This window comes from Streptomyces sp. NPDC107538, from assembly GCF_055657445.1.
The window spans coordinates 601,564-621,968 of sequence record NZ_JBVKAY010000002.1 but is presented as its reverse complement, the minus strand read 5'-3'; the positions used below and the strand labels follow the sequence as shown (position 1 = coordinate 621,968).

Here is a 20,405-nt window from a genome sequence, read left to right as displayed (position 1 = left end):
ACCTCACCGGCTTCGCCAACCTCACCGGCTTCGCCAACCTCACCGGCTTCGCCAACCTCACCGGCTTCGCCAACCTCACCGGCTTCGCCAACCTCACCGGCTTCGCCAACCTCGTCGGCCTCACCGTCCCCGGCGGCTTCGTCGAACTCGTCAACTCCGCGAACCTCGTCGCCCCCGGCGGCTTCGTCGAACTCGTCGGCCCCGTCGACCTCACCGTCCCCGGCGGCTTCATCGTCCTCCCCGGCCCCCTCGGCCTCGTCAGTCGATGAGATCGAGGTGCGGGATCATGTCAGCGTGCCCGGTGTCGACGGGAAGCCCGTTCGGGGTACGCGGCGGTTTCCGATGTTCACCAAGGACACCGCGCGGCCCGAGGGCGGCGGGCGGGCGGCGCCGCGTGAGGCGCCGGCGCCCGTCCGGCAGTGGCCGATCCTCGCCGTCCTGTGCACCGTGGGACTCGGCCTGCTGCTCACCGCGCTCGACGCGTTCCGGGTCGGCACGATCCTGATCGGCGCGGCGCTGCTCGCCGGCGCGGTGCTGCGCTGGGCCGTCCGGGACGTCGGCATGCTCGCGGTCCGCTCCCGTTTCACCGACATGGCCACGTACATCGTGCTGGGCACCGCCATCGTGCTCCTCGCGCTGATGGCCCAGCCGAAGCCGCTGCTGGAGATCCCGTTCCTCAAGGACACCCTGCACTTCACGGTGGGCGACGAGGCGGGCTGAGAGGTCCCCAGCAGTACACGCGGCAGTACACACGACGGCGGCCCGTCCCCTCCCCCGAGTAAGGACGGACCGCCGTCTCGCGTTCCACGTTCCTGCACGACGAACGCCCGCTTCAACACCTGTCAGCCCGCTGTGGCACGGAAGTGACCATTCCGCCAAGGTGTCCGCACCGGGCGACGACGACAGCCCCCGGACGTCATCGGCGCATGCCACGACCGGCACCCGGAGCCGACCTGCGGAGCCAGTGCGCGGAAGCCGGTGCGCGGGTCGCCGTACGCGCCCCCTTCTCGCACCCTTCACCTCGCTTCACAAGACCGCCCGCGTCACTCCATCGCACTGTCCGAACGCCACCGCGCCGCCGCCCGTACCGGTGGGAACCGGTGCACCCGCGACCGTCGTCACCTGCTCAGACCCGCCCGCGAGCCGAGGAGGCAGCCGATGAGCGCCTGGCAGCCGCTGCCTGACGAACTCCCCCCGGAGGTACAGCATTTCGTCGAGCAGCTGCGCCTGCTGAAGGACCGCACGGGACTCAGTCTCGTCGCGCTCGGCGCGCGCACCGCGTACAGCAAGTCCTCCTGGCAGCGCTACCTCAACGGCACCCAGCCCCCGCCCCGCCAGGCGGTCGTCGCCCTGTGCCGGGTCGCCGGGGAGGACGCCGAACGCTTCGGCGCGCGCTGGGAACTGGCCGTACGGGCCTGGCCGCGCCCGGCGCCCCAGACGGTGCCCCCGTACGCGCCGTCGCCGAACCCCCTCGGGGCCGCAGCGGCCGAGCGGGCCGGGGCGGAGGCCGACCCGGAGGCGTACCAGGACGAGCCCACGCTTCCCTGGTGGGACACCCCCGCCGACGAGCCGAGGCCCCGCCCGCCCGGCCGTATCGCCCTCTACGCCGCCCTGGCCGTCCTGCTCGCCCTGGCTCTCGTCGGCGCCGCGCTGCTGGGGGCCGTCACCCTGAGGTGACGGCCCCCAGCGCACCCGGCGGCTCAGCCGCGCCAGTCGTACGCGGCCACCTTCCACTGCGAGCCGATGCGGACGTAGTACTCCCCGTCGAGCCGCTTGAAGGTGACCTCGTGCGCCAGGCCGGCGTAGGTGACCTTGCCGTCGCTGTAGGGGCCGTCCAGGAAGCCGTCGGCCTGGCCGAAGGTCTCCTTGCCGACGATCCCGTCGACGTCCTCCAGATCCTCCTGCGCCTGCCAGTACTTGGTCGCCGAGCGGGTCTTCCAGCCGAAGACCCCGTCGATGTCCCCCTGGGTGAAGGTGTGCAGACCCCCGCCGGAGTCCTTCCACCGGGCGCCGTCGGCGTACAGGACGCTCTGCCACAGTCGCGTGGCGTTGCTCTTCGCGTGCGAGCCGACGGACAGCGTGCCCTCGTCGCCCCAGTCGTTGTACGCCGCTCCGGAGCCGTCGACGACGTACGCCCCGGACGCCGTGGCGAGCGGGGCGGTGACGCCGAGCGCGAGCCCGGCCGACGTCGTCACGGCGACCGCCCCGAGCAGCAGCCTGGCCTTGAGTTGCATGTGATCCCCCTGGTCCCCGTTGACCTTCCGACATTCACTGACGCACACGGTTCGCACGAGCCCCTGTTCGACTCACGTGACTGTGCATGTGTGGTCGGTGTGTCGATGTGTTGACAAGTTCGAGGATTTGCCATCGACTCGCTCAACACCAGGGCTAAAGTGAGCATTTGGGACGGTCCGGGACGTCCCGTGCGGGGACCTGCGATTCCGCCCGGATATCGGGGATACCGGCGGGACGCCGGTGGGACACTGGACCGCGGACAGTTGCGGACCGTGGCGGACGGTTGCGTGCCGTGGCGGACCGTTGGGGGGCGCGCGGCAGTGCGTGCGCCAGCCCGAAATGCTCCCGCACGCCCCTTTCCAGGGAACTGACATCCCGACCGGACGCATCCCAGTGGGTAGGCCGGAACGGGGCTCCGCGGAGGGCCCCGGAGCAGGTCCCGGACCAGGATGTCCCGGGCCAGGATTCAGCGAGGGTGTCATGCGCGGCACGAAGATAGGGACAGCGGGCGCGGGGGGAAAATCCAGAGTCGTACGGAGACGCGTACGGAGATCCGTACGGGGGGAAGAGGGGGGAAGCAATGCCTCGTTGGAGGGCCTTGCCGGATGAACTCGATCCACAGGTCAGGGAGTTCGCGGGCCAGTTGCGCCGGCTCGTCGACCGCAGTGGACTGAGTATCGCCGCGGTGGCCGACCGCACGGGCTACAGCAAGACGTCCTGGGAGCGGTATCTCAACGGCAGACTGCTCGCGCCGAAAGGCGCGATCGTCGCGTTGGCCGAGGTCACCGGCACCGATCCCGTCCATCTCACCACCATGTGGGAGCTGGCCGAACGCGCGTGGAGCCGTTCGGAGATGCGCCACGACATGACCATGGAAGCGATCCGCATCTCCCAGGCGCGCGCCGCCCTGGGTGAGACGGGCGGCCAGGCCACGGTCAAGGGCGGCGGCAGGAACGGCAGGGCGGGCCGCAGCGCCACCGCGATCCCGGGCGTGGCGGGCCCGGCGGGCGTCTCGCCGATGGTCCCGCCGCAGCCGCGCTCCTCCGGCGGCGACCGCGCCTCGCGCCCGCCGTACGGGGGTTCGACCACACCGGCCACGGCGTCGTCGGCACCGGCCTCGTCCTCCCCGGTCTCCTCTCCGTCCTCTCCGTCCTCGTCGTCCTCTCCGTCCTCGTCTTCCTCCGCTCCGCCGTACGGTGGCGGCGCGGGAGCGGTCGCCGGTGGCCCGCCGCGCGTCAGTTGGGGGGCCAAGTCCTCGCCGTCGACCTCGTCACCGGCCCCGACGCCGCCATCGACTTCGTCGCCGTCGTCCTCGCCGTCCTCGCCGTCCTCGGCGTCGTCGTCCCGCGCCCCGGCCGATGCGTCGGGTGCCGGTGGTGCCCAGGCATTCGGTGGCGTGCAGGCGTTCGGTGGTGCGCAGGGTTCCGGCGGTGCGCAGGACTCCGGTGGTGTCTCGGTGCCGTCCGGGGTCTTCGGGCCGCCGCCCGGCGGCGGCGGTCGTACCGACGACGGGGACTCCCAGCCGAGGCGGCGGGTGACGATGTTCCTCGCCGGAGCCGTCGGCGCGCTCGTGGTGATCGCGGCGGCCTTCTTCCTCACCAACGGTGACGGCAAGGAGCAGGCGGGGGACAAGCCGTCCGCCTCCCCGTCGACCTCGCTCGGCACGAACCCCGACCTCCCGGCCGGTGTGAAGTGCAGCGGCAAGGACTGTGAGGGCAAGGACCCGGAGACCATGGGCTGCATCGGCAACCTCGTCCGGACCACCGACGAGGCCACGATCGGCACCACACGGGTCGAGGTCCGCTACAGCAAGACCTGCCAAGCCGCCTGGGCCCGGATCACCGGCGCCGCCCAGGGCGACGAGGTCCAGGTCACGGTCGGCACGAAGAAGCAGACCGCCGCCATCGAAGCGGCCGGCGACAACATCGCCTACACGCAGATGGTCGCCGTGAAGGACGCGGGCGAGGCCACGGCCTGCGCCACACTGGCGGCGGGGCAGAAGGGCTGCACGGGGTAGAAGGACCGCACGGGGTGGCGGGGGGTGTGCGTGGGGTGGCGGGGGCGCTCCCGGGGTGCCCGGAGGGGCGCGGGGAACCGCGCGACAAGCCCCCCACCGTCCGCCAGGCGGTCAACGCTCCGTCATCGCTCGGACGAAAAAAGTAATCACGGTGTAAGGGGAATGCCCGGCGAACTCCGGGGCAGGCGGACAGTACCCCCACGGGAGTCCGGCCCGCCCGGGAGATCTCACCCCCTCCCGGCCCGGCACCCCCACATGGCGGCCGCCCTGGTCCCTCTCTCCCGGACCGGCGGCCGCCTTTCTTCTGCGCTCCGCGCGTCGGGCGACTTGTGGGGTGGGCCACACGAACCCCGGCCGTCCGGCATCCCGGATGCGCGATAGCCTGACCACCGATCTCTCTTGACGCCAAGAGATCGATCATTTGTACGTCAGTACGTAGTACGTCCCACAGGGGCAGGGACGCCCCACCGCCAGCTGTCATACGGAGAACGCCATGACCCGCACTCCCGTGAACGTCACCGTCACCGGCGCGGCCGGCCAGATCGGTTACGCCCTGCTCTTCCGCATCGCCTCCGGCCAGCTGCTCGGCGCGGACGTGCCGGTCAAGCTCCGCCTCCTGGAGATCACCCCGGCGCTCAAGGCCGCCGAGGGCACCGCCATGGAGCTCGACGACTGCGCCTTCCCGCTCCTGGCGGGCATCGACATCACGGACGACCCGAACGTCGCCTTCGACGGCGCCAACGTCGGTCTGCTCGTAGGCGCCCGCCCCCGCACCAAGGGCATGGAGCGCGGTGACCTCCTGGAGGCCAACGGCGGCATCTTCAAGCCGCAGGGCAAGGCCATCAACGACAACGCGGCGGACGACATCAAGGTCCTCGTCGTCGGCAACCCGGCCAACACCAACGCCCTCATCGCCCAGGCCGCCGCGCCGGACGTCCCGGCCGAGCGCTTCACCGCGATGACCCGCCTGGACCACAACCGCGCGCTGACCCAGCTGTCGAAGAAGACGGGCGTGCCGGTCTCCGAGATCAAGAAGCTCACGATCTGGGGCAACCACTCCGCGACCCAGTACCCGGACATCTTCCACGCCACGGTCGCCGGCAAGAACGCCGCCGAGGTCGTGAACGACGAGAAGTGGCTCGCCGAGGACTTCATCCCGACCGTCGCCAAGCGCGGCGCCGCGATCATCGAGGCCCGTGGCGCCTCGTCGGCCGCCTCCGCCGCCAACGCCGCCATCGACCACGTCCACACCTGGGTCAACGGCACCGCCGAGGGCGACTGGGCCTCCATGGGCATCCCGTCCGACGGTTCGTACGGTGTGGCCGAGGGCCTCATCTCCTCCTTCCCGGTCACCGTCAAGGACGGCAAGTACGAGATCGTCCAGGGCCTGGAGATCAACGAGTTCTCCCGTGCCCGGATCGACGCCTCGGTCCAGGAGCTGGCGGAGGAGCGCGACGCGGTCCGCGCGCTCGGCCTCATCTGAGCCGCCCCTCTCTGAGAGCCGTCCCTCTCTGAGGGCCGTCCCTTTAGCTCACGCCCGCAGGCCCTGTCCCGGTTTCGACCAGGACGGGGCCTGTTCGGCGTGTACGCCGCTATCGTCTGTCTACGCACGTCGTGAGAGCACCTACGGCGCCGACGGGGGGACACGATGACGCGCTGGGACCCGCACCAAGGACGCTGGGTGGACGACGACCCGCCCGGACGGGGCGGCCCGTGGCCGCGCACGATCGCCGTCGTCGCCCTCGCGGCGCTGCTCGGCGGTGGCATCGGCTTCGGGGTGTGGACCCTGTTCCGGGACGACGGCACGCCCCGTACGACCTCCGCGAACAGTTCCACCGACAGTTCCACCGATGGCTCAACCGACCGTTCCACCGACAACTCCTCGTCGACGCCCGCGCCCTCCGCCGCTACGGGGGACCCGAAGAACGACGCGGACGGGAGCGGGGCGGGCGGCGACGCGGACGCGAGCGGCGAGGACACCGGCCAGGTCTCACCTAAGGCGTCGGACGCGGACTCCGACTCGTCCGTCGCCCCGGGCTACGTCCGCTCCGACGACCCGGCCGGCTTCACCGTCGACGTCCCCGCCGGCTGGGACCGCACCGCCAAGACGCCGAGCGGCAAGCCCACGGTCGTCACCTACGACTCCCCGGACGGCACCCGCACCCTCCAGCTCTTCCAGGTCAGCGAGGGCACCCCCGCCGAGTCCATGGACCTGGCCGAGAACGAGAACTACGGCTTCGCCCGCCTCCCCGGCTACCGCGCCCTGGAGCGTTCCGCCGCCGACGACGACAGCTACACCGAGGTCGTCTACCGCTTCGACGGCGAAGGCGACCGGGGCCCCCGCCAGGTCGTCGACCACCGCTTCCGCGCGGCCGACGGCACGATCTACGGAGTCCGCCTCAGCGCCCCCGAGTCGACCCCGCTCGCCGACCTGCGCGAGCCGGTCACCATGGTGGTCACCTCCCTGTGCCCGGCGGGGGCGACCTGCGTACGGGGGTGAGCGCGCGGCGGATCACCGCCGCCGGGGCGGCTGCGCCGGTGTGAGCCTCTTCTCGAAGAAGTGGGCCCCGTACACGTCGTCGTTGTACCGGGGGATCTCCGTGTACCCGCAGGCCCGGTACATCGCCTGCGCCTCCGTCAACGAGGCGTGCGTATCGAGCCGTACGACGCCGAGACCGCGCTCGGCGGCCGCCCGCTCCAGCTCGCCGAGCAGCCGCCGGGCGAGCCCGAGCCGACGGGCCCCGGGATGCACCCACACATGCTTGATCTCGCCGACCCGGGACCCGGGATCGAGGGTGCGCAACGCCCCGCACGCCACGGCCCGGTCCTCCTCATAGGCGATGAGGAAGGCTCCCGCGCGCCCCGAGACCTCATGGGGCGGTACGAGGGTGGCCGGGTCGTATCCCTCGGGGAACCGCTCGTCGATGTCGGCGGCATAGGCGTCGAGGCAGGCCCGGGCCTCCGCCGACCCGCCGTCCACGGCCTCGACCCGGATCGCGGCGAGCCGCAGCAGCCGCCGCGCGGCCCCCAGCGCCTCGGTCAGCTCGCCCCGCTGCACCGGACTCAGCCCGCGCAGCAGCCCCTCGGCGAGCGCGTCGGCCCGGCGGTTCTGCTCCGCGACCTCGCGGCGCCCCGCCGACGTCAGCGCGGCGACCCGGACCCGGCTGTCCCCGCCGTGCACGCCGACCCGGACCAGCCCCTGCCCCTCCAGCGCTTTGACCATCCGGCTCAGATACCCGGCGTCCAGCCCGAGCCGGGCTCGCAGCTCGCGCAACGACGCCCCCTCGCCGCCCGCGCCGGCCTCCCCGATCTCGAAGAGCAGCCGTGCCTCCCCGAGCGGCCGGTCCTGCCCGAGGTAGTGATCGTCCAACGCCCCGATCCGGCGCGTGAAGTACCGGTTGAACCGCCGCAGACTCCGCACGTCCCGCACGGCCACCGGCTCGGACTGCTGCTCGCGCTTGGCCTCCATATTTATTTGACTTTAGTCAAGGAAATGAGGGCTGTCGACGGGAGGAGCAGGGCTCCCGCCCGCCACCGGGCGCCGCCCTCCGGCCCTCACTTCACCGCAGCTCCCGGAAGAACTCCCGGACATCGACGACGAGCGCTTCCGGGGCCTCCATGGCGAGGAAGTGACCCCCGCGTTCGAGTTCCGTCCACCGCACGATGTCGTGGTCCCGCTCCGCCCAGCGCCGGATCGTCACGTCATGCGCGGACAGCAGCACGGCAGTGGGCACGCGCCCGCCACCGTCCCCGTCCCCGTCACTCCACGCACTCCCGTCACTCCAGGCACTCCCGTCACTCGACGCACCCTCGTCACTCCACGCACCCTCGTCGCCCCAGGCACTCGCGGAGATCTCCTCGTAGTAGATCTGCGCGGCCGAGGCGGCCGTGCCGGTGAACCAGTACAGGGAGATGTTCGTGAGCATGTGGTCCCGATCGACAGCGGCCTCCGGCAACCCGTCCTCAGGGTCGGTGAGTTCCTTGAACTTCTCGACGATCCAGGCCAGTTGCCCCACGGGGGAGTCGGTGAGCCCGTACGCCACCGTCTGCGGTCGTTTGGAATTGCACTGGAGATAGCCGTCGTTGAAGTCCTGCATGGTCTGCCAACGCCGCTGCTCGGCCTCGCTGAGGCCGTCCATCTCGCCCTCCGCCCCGGCCGGGAAGGTGATCATGCCGTTGACATGGACCCCGATGACCCGCTCCGGCGCCTGCTTCCCCATCTCGGGGGCGACCCACGACCCGGTGTCGTAGCCCTGGACGCCATAACGCCCGTACCCCAGTTGCGACATCAGCCCGGTGAGCACCGAAGCCATCCGGGCCGCGTTCATGCCCGGCCCCGCCAGCGGCGTGGAGAAACCGAACCCCGGCAGCGACGGAACGACCACATGGAACGCGTCGCCCGGATCCCCGCCGTGCGCCCCGGGATCGGACAGCGGCCCGATGACATCCAGGAAGTCCACCACCGAACCCGGCCAGCCGTGCAGCAGCATCAACGGTGTCGCCCCCGGCTCCGGCGAACGCACATGCAGGAAGTGGACGTTCTGTCCCTCGATCTCCGTCGTGTACTGGGGGTACGCATTGACCGCCGCCTCCTGCGCCCGCCAGTCGTAGCCGGTGCGCCAGTACTCGGCGAGGTCCTTCAGATAGCCCACCGGCACACCCCGGCTCCACCCGACACCGGGCAGTTCCTCGGGCCAGCGGGTGGCGGCCAGCCGGCCGCGCAGGTCGTCGAGCCGGTCCTGCGGGATCGCGATCCGGAACGGTACGGGGTCGAGCCGTGGCGTGGGCAGGGGAGTGGTCTCGGGTGCCGACGTCGTCGTGTTCTCCATGGCTCCGACGCTACGAACCGGTTGGGTCACCTTCGGTCCTAACTCTGCGGCACCCTCATGACCATGCTGGAGACCTCCGGGAGACTGCTGAGACTGCTCGCCCTGCTGCAGACCCATCGCGAGCGCGACCGCTCCGGTGCCGAACTCGCCGAGCACCTCGGCGTCAGCCGACGCACCCTGCGCCGGGACATCGAGCGCCTGCGCGAACTCGGCTACCCCGTGCACGCCGTCCGGGGCGCCGCCGGCTACCGGCTCGGCGCCGGGGCGAGCCTGCCGCCGCTGCTGCTCGACGACGAGGAGGCCGTCGCCGTCGTGGTCGGACTGCGCACCGCCGCCGACGGCACGGTCACCGGCATCGAGGAGGCCTCGCTGCGCGCCCTCACCAAACTGGAGCAGGTCCTGCCCTCCCGCCTCCGCCACCGGGTCACCACCCTGCGCACCGCCACCGTACGAGCCGGCGCGGCCCCCGCCCCCCGGGTCTCGCCGGACACCCTCCTCACCATCGCCGAAGCCTGCCGCCGCCACGAGCAGCTCCGCTTCGACTACACCGGCCCTCACCCCACCGCCACCCCCACCCTTCCCATCACCCTCAACACCCCCGACCCCCACCCCGCCCCACCCGTCCGCACCGTCGAGCCGCACAGCCTCGTCAGCTTCGACCGGCGCTGGTATCTCGTCGCCTGGGACCTCGACCGCGCGGACTGGCGGACCTTCCGGGTCGACCGCCTCGTGCCGCGCACCCCGACCGGACCGCGCTTCACCCCGCGCGCACTCCCCGACGGCGACGCGGCGACCTATCTCGCACACCGCCTCTCGTCCCGGGCCTGGCCCTTCCGGGCCTCCGTCACCCTGCACGAACCGGCAGCGTCGGCCGGAGAACGGCTCTGGCCCGGTATGGGCGTGCTCGAACCCCTCGACGACGAGCGCTGTCTGCTGCACCTGGGCGCCGAGACCCCCCGGGACCTCGCCTGGATGATCACGACCATGGACGCCGACTTCACCCTCGACGCCTCCGCGCCACCCGAACTCATCGACGCCCTGCGCGCCCAGGCGACCCGCTCCCTGGAGGCGATCCGCCGTCTGTGACCGTGCCCCCGCACCCGGTTGGCCCCGGCAAGGAGTCGATCACTAGTCTGAGCGCCGATAAAGCGCACATAAGCAGGGCCTTCGGGTCCGACGGGGGAGCACACATGGGAGAACAGCGCAGGCGGCTGCGGTCCAGCACGGTCGTACTCGGTGGGATGGGCGTCGTCGCGGCGGCCCTGACCTCCTGCGGTTCCGATCCGGACCGCCGCTGCGTGGACCGTGACAGCTACGACTACGCCAACGGCTACAAGATCATCGCCGACAAGAACTGCAACTCCGGCTCCAGTTCCTCGTCGTCGTACGGCAAGAACCGCAAGAGCAACAGCAGCGGCAACCGCAGCCAGAGCGACTCGGCCGACGCCGCCTGGTACTACGACGCCGACGTCAGCGCCGGCTGGGCCGACTACGGCACCTTCAGCCGCAGCGAGGCCGTCGACCGGGACGGCTTCGGCTGCTCGGGCGACGGTGACGGCTCCGGCTCCAGTGGCGGCTGACCCGGCGGACGAGACAGAGCCATGGAACGCCGCACCATCGCACCCCGCCCCGGCTGGCAGGAGACCGTCGAGGAACAGGGGCTCATCTACCCGCTGACCCGGTACCCCGACAACTCCCTGCGCCCCTACTGGGACGAGAGCGCGTACTACGTCTTCTCGCTCCCCGAGGTCGAGGCGCTGGAGGAGGTCGTCGAGGAACTCCACGGCATGTGCCTGGCGGCGGCCGAGCACATCGTGGCCGAGGACCGCTTCGCCGACCTGGGGATCACCGACCCGCGCCTCGCCGGCCTCGTCGCCGAGGCCTGGCGCCGACGGGCCGAACTGCCGTCCGTCTACGGCCGCTTCGACCTCCGCTACGACGGGACCGGCCCCGCCAAGCTGCTGGAGTACAACGCCGACACCCCGACCTCGCTCGTCGAGGCGGCCGGCCCCCAGTGGTTCTGGATGGAGGAACGCTTCCCGGGCGCCGACCAGTGGAACTCCCTCCACGAACGCCTTGTCGACGCCTGGAAGAAGCAGTCCTCCCTCCTCCCGCCGGGCAGCCCCCTCTACTTCGCGCACTCCGCCGGGGACGAGCTGGGCGAGGACCTGATGACGGTCGCCTATCTGAAGGAGACCGCCGAACAGGCCGGCCTCGACACCGACTGGATCTCCATGGAGGACATCGGCTGGGAGCGCCTCTCCGAACGCTTCGTCGACAAGAAACTCCGCTTCATCCGCAGCATCTTCAAGCTCTATCCCTGGGAGTGGCTCACCACCGACCGCTTCGCCCCGCATGTCCTCGCCACCCTCGACAACGGCGGCGGCACCGGGACCACCCTGTGGATCGAGCCCGCCTGGAAGATGCTCCTCAGCAACAAGGCCCTCCTCGCGATCCTCTGGGAGCTGTACCCCGGCCATCCCAACCTCCTCCCCGCCCATCTCGACGGCCCCCGCGAACTGGCCGCCACCACCGGCTACGTCGCCAAACCCCTCCTCGGCCGCGAAGGCGCCGGCGTCACCCTCCACCCACCGGGTGCCGACCCCGTCCTCCGCGAAGAGCCCTGCTGCTACCAGGAGTTGGCGCCCCTCCCGGCCTTCGACGGCAACCATGTCGTCCTCGGTGCCTGGGTCGTCGAGAACGAGTCCGCCGGCCTCGGTATCCGCGAGTCCTCGGGCCTCGTCACGGACGAATACGCCCGCTTCCTCCCCCATGTGATCCTCTAGCGCGCCGGACCGTGCGCCGGACCGCGCGCCTCGGAGCGGGCCGGGGCACCGTCGTTCGTATGGTGGACGCCGGGGCTCCGGCGTCCCCGGCGCCCGATAGGGTGACCGGCAGGGCCGTGACTGGCGCGCTGGGATGGGACGGACCATCGGGGAGCGGCCCGGGAAAGATGAGTGCCGTGCGCCTGGGCCGTACCGTGAACGCTGAACGCAACGTCCGGAGGTCCCCATGTCAGCCGAGCCCCTTTCCCACGAGTCCACCGCCTTCCGTGCCGCCCTCGATGTGATCCGCGCCGTCGAGCCGCGCGTGGCCGATGCCATCGGCCAGGAGGTCACCGACCAGCGCGAGATGCTCAAGCTGATCGCCTCCGAGAACTACGCCTCCCCGGCCACCCTCCTGACCATGGGCAACTGGTTCAGCGACAAGTACGCCGAGGGCACCGTCGGCCGCCGTTTCTACGCCGGCTGCCGCAACGTCGACACCGTCGAGTCCCTCGCCGCCGAGCACGCCAAGGAACTCTTCGGCGCCCGGCACGCCTATGTCCAGCCGCACTCCGGGATCGACGCCAACCTCGTCGCCTTCTGGTCCGTCCTCGCCGACCGTGTCGAGGTCCCCTTCCTGGCGAAGGCCGGCGCCCGCCAGGTCAACGACCTCTCCGAGGCCGACTGGGCCGAACTCCGCCAGGCCTTCGGCAACCAGCGCATGCTCGGCATGTCCCTGGACGCCGGCGGCCACCTCACCCACGGCTTCCGCCCGAACATCTCCGGCAAGATGTTCGACCAGCGCTCCTACGGCACGGACCCCGCCACCGGCCTCATCGACTACGAGGCCCTGCGCGCCTCCGCCCGCGACTTCAAGCCGCTGATCATCGTCGCCGGTTACTCCGCCTACCCCCGTCTCGTGAACTTCCGGATCATGCGCGAGATCGCCGACGAGGTCGGTGCCACGCTCATGGTGGACATGGCGCACTTCGCGGGCCTCGTCGCCGGCAAGGTCCTCACCGGCGACTTCGACCCGGTGCCGCACGCCCAGATCGTCACCACGACCACCCACAAGTCGCTGCGTGGCCCGCGCGGCGGCATGGTCCTGTGCGACGACTCCCTCAAGGACCAGGTCGACCGCGGCTGCCCGATGGTCCTCGGCGGCCCCCTCCCGCATGTCATGGCAGCCAAGGCCGTCGCCCTCGCCGAGGCCCGGCAGCCCGCCTTCCAGGACTACGCCCAGCGCATCGTCGACAACTCCCGGGCGCTGGCCGAAGGCCTGATGCGCCGGGGCGCCACCCTCGTGACGGGTGGCACCGACAACCACCTCAACCTGATCGATGTCGCCACCTCCTACGGTCTCACCGGCCGTCAGGCCGAGGCCGCGCTGCTGGACTCCGGCATCGTCACCAACCGCAACGCCATCCCGGCCGACCCGAACGGCGCCTGGTATACCTCCGGCATCCGGATCGGCACGCCCGCGCTGACCACGCGTGGTCTGGGCACCGCCGAGATGGACGAGGTCGCCGGCCTCATCGACCGCGTCCTCACCACCACCGAACCCGGCACCACCAAGTCGGGCGCCCCCTCCAAGGCCCAGCACGTCCTCGACGCGAAGGTCGCCGACGAGATCTCCCGCCGCGCCACCGACCTCGTCGCCGGCTTCCCGCTGTACCCGGAGATCGACCTCGGCTGATCCCGCCGGCCTTCTGATCGCCTTCTGCCCGACCGCGTTCTGACCGCCTTCTGACCGCCTCCTGCTCGCGTTCAGACCGGCGCCGCTCAGGCGTCCAGCAGCTCCTGACGGGGCTCCCGCGGCGGCCCGGACCCGTGCCGGGCCGCCGCCCGGCGCAGAAGGAGCGTGGCACCGCCGGAGCCGAGGAGCAGGCCCAGCGCCAGGGCGGGTATCGCCCAGCGGACGCGATCGGTCGGGCTCGGTGTGTCGGCCGCGGACCCGGCGACGGCGGTCGTCCCGGCGGTGCCGGCAGGGGCCCCGCCCGTCGCGCCGCTCGAAGACGACTCGTCCCGCACCGAGGCTCCGGGGGCCGGATCACCCGGGGCCGCGCTCATGATCTCCAGGCCGGTGAGCAGCTTGCGCAGCTGGTCCGGCTGCTTCGCCCTGTGCCAGACGCCGGTTCCCGGAGTGCCCAAGGCCTCCTCCTCGGTGCCGAGCGTCGTATGGATCCAGATGTCCTTGGTGTCCGGCGCGGCGGTGTAGACCCGGTCGAGCCGCCACGGGGTCACGTCGTGGATCATCCACGTCACGCTGACCATGTCGCTGATCCGCTCTCCCCATATCTCGTCCCGGCCCCACTCAGGGGCCTCCTCCCGGCTCCCGTCGAGCGCGCCGCCCGCGGGGGCGAGGAGCTTCTCCAGGTCGCCGTACTCCTCCTGTGTGCCGTACAGCGAAGCCGTCCGATGGCTGGTCGGGGAGACCAGCAGCACGCTCGTCGGCCCGCCCGCCGCCGAGGGCGGAGCCCCCAGCAGGAGCAGGGCCAAGGCCGTCATCAACACGCCCACCAACGCCGTCAGTTGTCGCAGTCCACGCATCCGACACCCCCCGGTCGATCCCGGTGCGGCCCGTCCGCACTCGCGGTGTCACTTCTGGTACACCGCTCGACCCGCCGGGGTTCCCACCCACCGGAACCGAGTCCGCCGCCCCCGGCCCGCTGGACCCTCGGCCCGCTGGACCCCGGCCCGACTGACCCCCGTCCCGCTCACTCCACCGACTCCGCGATCTCCCGCGCCCGCTCCTTCGACTCCACGCCCTCCAGTCGCAGCGTGAACTCGTCGTCGTGGACCCACAGCAGCGTGGGCCCCGCCGTGCGCTCGGAACGGGTGAAGCGGGAGCCGTCCTCGGAGGTCATCCAGAAGCGCAGGAGATGCGGCTCGGGGAACCACAGCGCGGCGGACGCGCCCGCGCCCCCGCTCCCGTCCAGCTCGACCCACTCCACCGCCTGCTCACCCGCCACGGTCTTGCCGTACTCGGGTGCCAGCCGGGCCGCGTACTCGTCGAGCCGGATGGTGTGCCCCCGCTCGTCCCAGCAGAGAGTGATCACGAAACGGTCCTTCGGCGCACGGGCCACGGACACCGCGTCCGGGGCGCCCAGCGCACCCGGCACGAGCGGAGCGAACCCCGCCCGCCGCCCGGCCTCGGCGAGCGGGACCGGGTCCGGGCAACCGGGCACCCCCGGCACCCCCGGCCCCCCCGCTCCGGGCGAAGGCGTGGCCGACGGGTCGTACCGCACCTCGACCCCGCCGAAGCTGAACCAGTCGGCCACCGCCGCACGCACCGGAGGGGTGAGGACGAGGACCGTGAGCACCCCGCACAGCGCGGCCGTCAGCGTGCGCCACCGCAGCCCGGCCCACCGGCGCACCCCCCGCAGCCGCTCACCGATCCCCGGCGGCTCGGCCACCGGCGTCGGCACCCGCTCGGCGAGTATCTGCCGCAGCACCCGCTCGACCATGGTGTCGTCCCCGTCGGGACCCTCGCCCGGAGGCCGGTCCAGCGCCCGCCCGAGCGCCCGCAGCTCCTCGGGCAACCGGACATCACGGCCGTCACCCTCCGTGCCATCACCGCCCCTCAGCGGCCCCCGACCCCCCACTTCGCCCCGGCCCTCACCTCGCCCGAGACCCTCGCCCTCGTCCGGCTCACGCACACTCCTCACCCCCTCCCCCTCCCGGCTGTCCCAGCGGATCCCCCGGCTCGAACTCCGGCAGGAGCCGCCCCAGCTTGCGCAGTGCCCGGCTCAGGCGGGACTTCACCGTGCCCCGGGGCCAGCCCAGGGCCGCCGCCGTCTCCGGCTCGTCCATCTCCAGCAGATAGCGGTAGGTGACGACCAGGCGGTGCTCCTCGCTCAGCTTCTCCAGGGCGCCCAGGAGCGCGACGCGGCGCTCGATCTCCAGCGCGGCGACCGCCGGGTCCGCCGACGGCGGTATCAGCGGCTCGGCCTCTATCAGGGCCGCCTCACGGTCGGCCAGGGACCGCTGGCGACCCGCTGTCCGCACTGTGTTCCTCGTCTCATTGGCCACGATCGACAGCAGCCACGGCCGGAACGCCGAGCCGTCCCGGAAGCGGCCCAGGGAGCAGTACGCCTTGAAGAAGGCCTGCTGCACCACGTCCTCCGCGTCCGCACCGGCGCCCAGCGCCCGGGCCGCCCGCAGCGCGATGCCCGTATGGGCGCGCACCAGCTCCGCATACGCCTCCGGCTCCCCGGCGCGCACGCGTGCGATCACCGCGGCCTCATCGACGATGCGGCCCCCCTCCCGCGTTCTCACAACATGGGTACACCGCCCGGACCGGATCGGTTCCCACCCGTGTCACATCTGTTTCCGGTCGGTTCCGGAACGCCCCCCGACACCTGAGAGAATGGTGAGCATGGCCTCTGATCGACCCCGCGTGCTCTCCGGCATCCAGCCCACCGCCGGCTCGTTCCACCTCGGCAACTACCTCGGCGCCGTCCGCCAGTGGGTGGCCCTGCAGGAGTCCCACGACGCGTTCTACATGGTCGTCGACCTGCACGCGATCACCGTCGCGCAGGCCCCCGCGGACCTGCGCGCCAACACCCGGCTCGCCGTCGCGCAGCTGCTCGCCGCCGGTCTCGACCCGGAGCGCTGCACGCTCTTCGTCCAGAGCCACGTCCCCGAGCACGCGCAGCTCGGCTGGGTCATGAACTGCCTCACCGGCTTCGGCGAGGCCTCCCGGATGACCCAGTTCAAGGACAAGTCCGCCAAGCAGGGCGCCGACCGCGCGAGCGTCGGCCTCTTCACGTACCCGATCCTCCAGGTCGCCGACATCCTGCTGTACCAGGCGAACGAGGTGCCGGTCGGCGAGGACCAGCGCCAGCACATCGAGCTGACCCGTGACCTCGCCGAGCGCTTCAACGGCCGCTTCGGCGAGACCTTCACGATCCCGAAGCCGTACATCCTGAAGGAGACGGCGAAGATCTACGACCTTCAGGACCCCGCGATCAAGATGAGCAAGTCGGCGTCGACCCCGAAGGGGTTGATCAACCTGCTCGACGACCCGAAGGTCACCGCGAAGAAGGTCAAGAGCGCGGTCACCGACACCGACACGGTGATCCGCTTCGACACCGCGGAGAAGCCGGGCGTCAGCAACCTGCTCAGCATCTACTCGACCCTGACGGGGGCGGGTGTCGCGGAACTGGAGCAGAAGTACGTCGGCAAGGGCTACGGTGCGCTCAAGACGGACCTCGCCGAGGCCATGGTCGAGTTCGTGACGCCGTTCCGGGAGCGTACCCAGCAGTATCTGGACGACCCGGAGACGCTCGACTCGATTCTGGCCAAGGGGGCCGAGAAGGCGCGCGCGGTCGCCGCGGAGACGCTCTCCCAGGCGTACGACCGGGTGGGTTTCCTGCCCGCCAAGCACTGAGCCGCACCACCTCTGCCCCCGAGCGCCCGATCGCACCACCGGTCGCACCACCGACAGCGCCGCACATCACTCCCGCTGCGCCTGCCCGGAACACCGCCGTGGCCGTACAGTCGATAGCTGGTGCGGTCGACGCGTCCGGTGCGACGGGGCGCGGCCGACGAGGACATTCGACAACGCGCATGACACGCATGACACGACGACAGGAGACGACGTGGGGACCGTAACGATCGGTGTGTCGATCGCGGTCCCGGAGCCCCACGGCAGCCAGCTCCAGGAGCGGCGCACGGGCTTCGGCGACGCCGCCGCTCACGGCATCCCCACACATGTCACGCTGCTGCCGCCGACAGAGGTCGAGGGCGACCAGCTGCCGGCGATCGAGGCGCATCTCGCCGAGGTCGCGGCGGCCGGCCGGCCCTTCCCGATGCGGCTGTCCGGCACGGGCACCTTCCGGCCCGTGTCGCCCGTCGTCTTCGTACGGGTCGTGGAGGGGGCCGAGGCCTGCACCTGGCTGCAGAAGCAGGTCCGGGACGCCTCGGGGCCGGTGGCGCGCGAGCTGAACTTCCCGTACCACCCGCATGTCACCGTGGCGCACGGCATCGCCGAGGAGGCGATGGACCGGGCGTTCGAGGAGCTGGCCGGGTACGAGGCACAGTGGCCCTGCACCGGCTTCGCGCTCTACGAGCAGGGGCCCGACGGGGTCTGGCGGAAGCTGCGCGAGTTCGCGTTCGGCGGCTCCGTCGTTCCCCCACAGGCGGGGGCGCCCGTGGGGGACACGACGCTGCCGGCCCTGTGACCCCGCTCCTAGAGCGGCAGGCGGCGGAACAGCGCCCGGGGGACGTGCCTCAGGGCCGCCATCACCAGGCGGAGTGAGCCCGGTACCCACACCGTTTCCGAGCGGCGGCGCAGGCCCAGTTCGATGGCGGTGGCGACCGCTTCCGGGGTCGTCGCGAGGGGGGACTCCGGGCGGCCCCCGGTCATTCCGGTGCGGACGAAGCCGGGGCGGACCAGCATGACGTGGGCGCCGGTGCCGTGCAGGGCGTCGCCCAGGCCCTGGGTGAAGGTGTCGAGGCCGGCCTTGCTGGAGCCGTAGATGAAGTTGGAGCGGCGGGCCCGCTCGGCGGCCACCGAGGACAGGACGACGAGGGAGCCGTGCCCCTGCGCCTGGAGGGCCCGCCCGCAGACCAGGGCGGAGGAGACGGCGCCCGTGTAGTTGGTCTGGGCGACACGCGCGGCGGCCACCGGGTCGCGTTCGTCGTTCGCCTGGTCGCCGAGCACCCCGAAGGCGAGCAGGACCATGTCGATGTCGCCCTCGGCGAAGACCTTGCCGAGGATCGCCTCGTGCGACTCGGGGTCGAGCGCGTCGAAGGAGATGGTGTGGGTCTCCGCGCCGAGTCCGCGCAGCTGGACGGCCGCGTTCTCCAGATCCTGCGAGGGGCGCCCCGCCAGCCACACCGTGCGGGTCCGGCGGGCGATCAGCCGACGGGCCGTGGCGAGCGCGATGTCCGACGTACCTCCGAGGATCAGCAGGGACTGGGGGGTGCCGAAGGCGTCCTTCATGACAGCTCCTGGGTGTGGGGACAGGGGTTTTCGGTGGTCCGGATCAGGGCGTTCCGCAGCTGCCGCGGGCGCCATGGGCACCACCACGGGCGCTACGGGTCGTCATAGGCCCAGACGGCGGGACAGGTCCGACACGAAGACGCCGCCCGGGTCCAACTCCCGTCGCAGCGCGCGGAATTCGGCCAGCCGGGGATACATCGCGGCCAGCAGGTCGGGGCGCAGTCGGGCGTCCTTCGCCAGGTAGACGCGGCCGGCGGCGGACGCCACCTCCTCGTCGAGCGTGTCCAGGAAGGCGCCGAGGCCGGGCAGTCCCGCCGGGATGTCCAGGGCCAGGGTCCAGCCGGGCATCGGGAAGGACAGCCAGCCGGGGTCGCCCGCGCCGAACCGCTTCAGGACGGCGAGGAAGGAGGGGCAGCGGCGCGCCGAGATCCGGTGCACGATCCGGCGCAGGGCCTCCTCGTGGCCGTGTCCGACGACGAACTGGTACTGGACGAAGCCGGAGCGGCCGTAGATCCGGTTCCAGTGCGGGACGCCGTCGAGGGGGTGGAAGAAGGTGGGGATCCGCTGGAGTTCGCCGGTGCGGGCGTGGGGTGCGTGGCGGTACCACAGCTCGTTGAAGAGTCGTACGCCCGTACGGCCGAGGAGGCCGTCCGGGAGGTGGGCGGGGGCGGCCGGCAGCTGGCGGGTCCGGAATTCCAACGGCCCGAACCGCCTCACCCGCGCGCGCGGGCCGCGCAGTGCCTCCAGGGGCGCGTGGTCGCCGCGGGTCAGGATCGCGCGCCCGGTCGACGCGCCCCGGGCGAGGAGGTCGATCCAGGCGACGGAGTAGCGGTGGTGGCGGTCGGTGGCCGTGAGGCGGGCGAGGAGGTCGTCGAGGTCGCGGGCGCGTTCGGTGTCGACCGACATCCAGGACGTCTCGACGGGGAGGAGCCGGACGGTCGCGGTCAGGATGACGCCCGTCAGGCCCATGCCGCCGGCCGTGGCGTCGAAGAGCGGGGTGCCGGGGACGACCGTGCGGATCTCGCCGTCCGCCGTCAGCAGGTCCAGGGAGAGGACGTGACGGGCGAACGAACCGGAGACATGGTGGTTCTTGCCGTGGATGTCGGCGGCGACGGCGCCGCCCACGGTCACCTGGCGGGTCCCGGGGGTCACCGGCACGAACCAGCCGAGCGGGAGCAGCACCTCCATCAGCCGGTGCAGGGAGACCCCCGCGTCGCACAGGACGGTGCCGCCGTCCGCGTCGATGGCGTGGATCCGGTCCAGGCCCGTCATGTCGAGGACGGTCCCGCCCGCGCTCTGCGCCGCGTCCCCGTACGCCCGCCCGAGCCCCCGCGCGATCCCGCCGCGCGCCCCGCACGCCCGTACGGCGTCCGCGGCCTCGTCGTACGTACGGGGGCGGAGCAGCCGGGCGGTGGTCGGCGCGGTGCGGCCCCAGCCGGTGACGGGGACGGGGCGGCCGGGTGCGGGTGCGGGTGCGGGGGGTGCGGGAGCCGGAGGGGCGGGGGCGGCGTCGGCTGGCATGGGCGCGACCGTATCGCCGCCTAAGTGAAGGAATCGGGCGCTTCGGTCCGGTCGCTCTGCCGCCTCACCGAAATGGGTGATCGGCGGGC

20 protein-coding genes and 1 riboswitch are annotated in these 20,405 nt (G+C 72.0%); of the genes, 12 read left to right on the top strand and 8 right to left on the bottom strand.

What is annotated here, in order from left to right; all coding sequences use genetic code 11:
* The 3 genes from ACZ7MG_RS08630 to ACZ7MG_RS08620 all read left to right on the top strand — a co-directional run.
* The coding region (locus ACZ7MG_RS08630; RefSeq protein WP_471946127.1) for a hypothetical protein at positions 1–269 on the top strand (269 nt) is incomplete at its 5' end.
* Between the two features lies 1 nt (position 270).
* The gene (locus ACZ7MG_RS08625; RefSeq protein WP_471385658.1) at positions 271–720 is read left to right on the top strand and encodes a DUF3017 domain-containing protein; all 450 of its coding nucleotides are present in this window, start codon (positions 271–273) and stop codon (positions 718–720) included.
* A 438-nt stretch (positions 721–1,158) separates the two neighbouring features.
* Positions 1,159–1,677, top strand: coding sequence for a helix-turn-helix domain-containing protein (locus tag ACZ7MG_RS08620; RefSeq protein ID WP_471385539.1), 519 nt, complete (start codon positions 1,159–1,161; stop codon positions 1,675–1,677).
* Between the two features lie 23 nt (positions 1,678–1,700).
* Here the strand turns inward: ACZ7MG_RS08620 and ACZ7MG_RS08615 are convergent, their stop codons facing one another.
* On the bottom strand, positions 1,701–2,234 hold the full coding sequence (locus ACZ7MG_RS08615; RefSeq protein ID WP_471385541.1) for a peptidoglycan-binding domain-containing protein: 534 nt from the start codon (positions 2,232–2,234) through the stop codon (positions 1,701–1,703).
* Positions 2,235–2,815: 581 nt separating this feature from the next.
* Here ACZ7MG_RS08615 and ACZ7MG_RS08610 point away from each other — a divergent pair.
* From ACZ7MG_RS08610 to ACZ7MG_RS08600, 3 genes are all read left to right on the top strand, one after another.
* Entirely contained in the window at positions 2,816–4,252 is a 1,437-nt protein-coding gene (locus tag ACZ7MG_RS08610) for a helix-turn-helix domain-containing protein (RefSeq protein ID WP_471946120.1), read from the top strand.
* 493 nt (positions 4,253–4,745) lie between these two features.
* Positions 4,746–5,735, top strand: a complete 990-nt coding sequence (locus ACZ7MG_RS08605) for a malate dehydrogenase (protein WP_471385545.1) — start codon at positions 4,746–4,748, stop codon at positions 5,733–5,735.
* A gap of 198 nt (positions 5,736–5,933) precedes the next feature.
* Positions 5,934–6,752, top strand: coding sequence for a hypothetical protein (locus ACZ7MG_RS08600; protein WP_471385546.1), 819 nt, complete (start codon positions 5,934–5,936; stop codon positions 6,750–6,752).
* A 12-nt stretch (positions 6,753–6,764) separates the two neighbouring features.
* On the opposite strand, the gene ACZ7MG_RS08595 is transcribed toward ACZ7MG_RS08600, so the two are convergent.
* Both ACZ7MG_RS08595 and ACZ7MG_RS08590 read right to left on the bottom strand, forming a co-directional pair.
* On the bottom strand, positions 6,765–7,721 hold the full coding sequence (locus ACZ7MG_RS08595; protein WP_471385548.1) for a GNAT family N-acetyltransferase: 957 nt from the start codon (positions 7,719–7,721) through the stop codon (positions 6,765–6,767).
* Between the two features lie 91 nt (positions 7,722–7,812).
* On the bottom strand, positions 7,813–9,081 hold the full coding sequence (locus tag ACZ7MG_RS08590; protein WP_471385550.1) for an epoxide hydrolase family protein: 1,269 nt from the start codon (positions 9,079–9,081) through the stop codon (positions 7,813–7,815).
* A 63-nt stretch (positions 9,082–9,144) separates the two neighbouring features.
* Between ACZ7MG_RS08590 and ACZ7MG_RS08585 the strand changes: the two genes are divergently transcribed.
* The 4 genes from ACZ7MG_RS08585 to ACZ7MG_RS08570 all read left to right on the top strand — a co-directional run bounded on the left by ACZ7MG_RS08585 (position 9,145) and on the right by ACZ7MG_RS08570 (position 13,542).
* Positions 9,145–10,167 (top strand): helix-turn-helix transcriptional regulator, encoded by a 1,023-nt coding sequence (locus ACZ7MG_RS08585; protein ID WP_471385552.1) that lies wholly within the window; start codon positions 9,145–9,147, stop codon positions 10,165–10,167.
* A gap of 104 nt (positions 10,168–10,271) precedes the next feature.
* Entirely contained in the window at positions 10,272–10,661 is a 390-nt protein-coding gene (locus ACZ7MG_RS08580; RefSeq protein WP_471385554.1) for a hypothetical protein, read from the top strand.
* Between the two features lie 21 nt (positions 10,662–10,682).
* Entirely contained in the window at positions 10,683–11,867 is a 1,185-nt protein-coding gene (locus ACZ7MG_RS08575) for a glutathionylspermidine synthase family protein (RefSeq protein WP_471385556.1), read from the top strand.
* Between the two features lie 106 nt (positions 11,868–11,973).
* Positions 11,974–12,062, top strand: a riboswitch (ZMP/ZTP riboswitch).
* Between the two features lie 31 nt (positions 12,063–12,093).
* Positions 12,094–13,542, top strand: a complete 1,449-nt coding sequence (locus tag ACZ7MG_RS08570; RefSeq protein WP_471385557.1) for a glycine hydroxymethyltransferase — start codon at positions 12,094–12,096, stop codon at positions 13,540–13,542.
* Positions 13,543–13,628: 86 nt separating this feature from the next.
* Here ACZ7MG_RS08570 and ACZ7MG_RS08565 read toward each other — a convergent pair whose 3' ends face one another.
* The 3 genes from ACZ7MG_RS08565 to ACZ7MG_RS08555 all read right to left on the bottom strand — a co-directional run bounded on the left by ACZ7MG_RS08565 (position 13,629) and on the right by ACZ7MG_RS08555 (position 16,124).
* Positions 13,629–14,396, bottom strand: a complete 768-nt coding sequence (locus ACZ7MG_RS08565) for a hypothetical protein (RefSeq protein ID WP_471385559.1) — start codon at positions 14,394–14,396, stop codon at positions 13,629–13,631.
* A gap of 167 nt (positions 14,397–14,563) precedes the next feature.
* Positions 14,564–15,451 (bottom strand): hypothetical protein, encoded by an 888-nt coding sequence (locus ACZ7MG_RS08560; RefSeq protein WP_471385660.1) that lies wholly within the window; start codon positions 15,449–15,451, stop codon positions 14,564–14,566.
* A gap of 46 nt (positions 15,452–15,497) precedes the next feature.
* Entirely contained in the window at positions 15,498–16,124 is a 627-nt protein-coding gene (locus tag ACZ7MG_RS08555; RefSeq protein ID WP_471385561.1) for an RNA polymerase sigma factor, read from the bottom strand.
* A 100-nt stretch (positions 16,125–16,224) separates the two neighbouring features.
* Here ACZ7MG_RS08555 and trpS point away from each other — a divergent pair, with 100 nt between their 5' ends.
* Positions 16,225–17,238, top strand: a complete 1,014-nt coding sequence (gene trpS / locus ACZ7MG_RS08550) for a tryptophan--tRNA ligase (protein ID WP_471385563.1) — start codon at positions 16,225–16,227, stop codon at positions 17,236–17,238.
* Positions 17,239–17,449: 211 nt separating this feature from the next.
* Positions 17,450–18,031 carry a 2'-5' RNA ligase family protein gene (locus ACZ7MG_RS08545; protein ID WP_471385564.1) on the top strand — a complete coding sequence of 194 codons (582 nt, stop codon included), beginning with the start codon at positions 17,450–17,452 and terminating at the stop codon, positions 18,029–18,031.
* 8 nt (positions 18,032–18,039) lie between these two features.
* On the opposite strand, the gene ACZ7MG_RS08540 is transcribed toward ACZ7MG_RS08545, so the two are convergent.
* A complete protein-coding gene (locus ACZ7MG_RS08540) occupies positions 18,040–18,795 on the bottom strand; it encodes a decaprenylphospho-beta-D-erythro-pentofuranosid-2-ulose 2-reductase (protein ID WP_471385566.1) in 756 nt (251 codons plus the stop codon).
* Between the two features lie 102 nt (positions 18,796–18,897).
* Positions 18,898–20,316 carry an FAD-binding protein gene (locus tag ACZ7MG_RS08535; protein ID WP_471385568.1) on the bottom strand — a complete coding sequence of 473 codons (1,419 nt, stop codon included), beginning with the start codon at positions 20,314–20,316 and terminating at the stop codon, positions 18,898–18,900.
* Between the last annotated feature and the right edge of the window lie 89 nt (positions 20,317–20,405).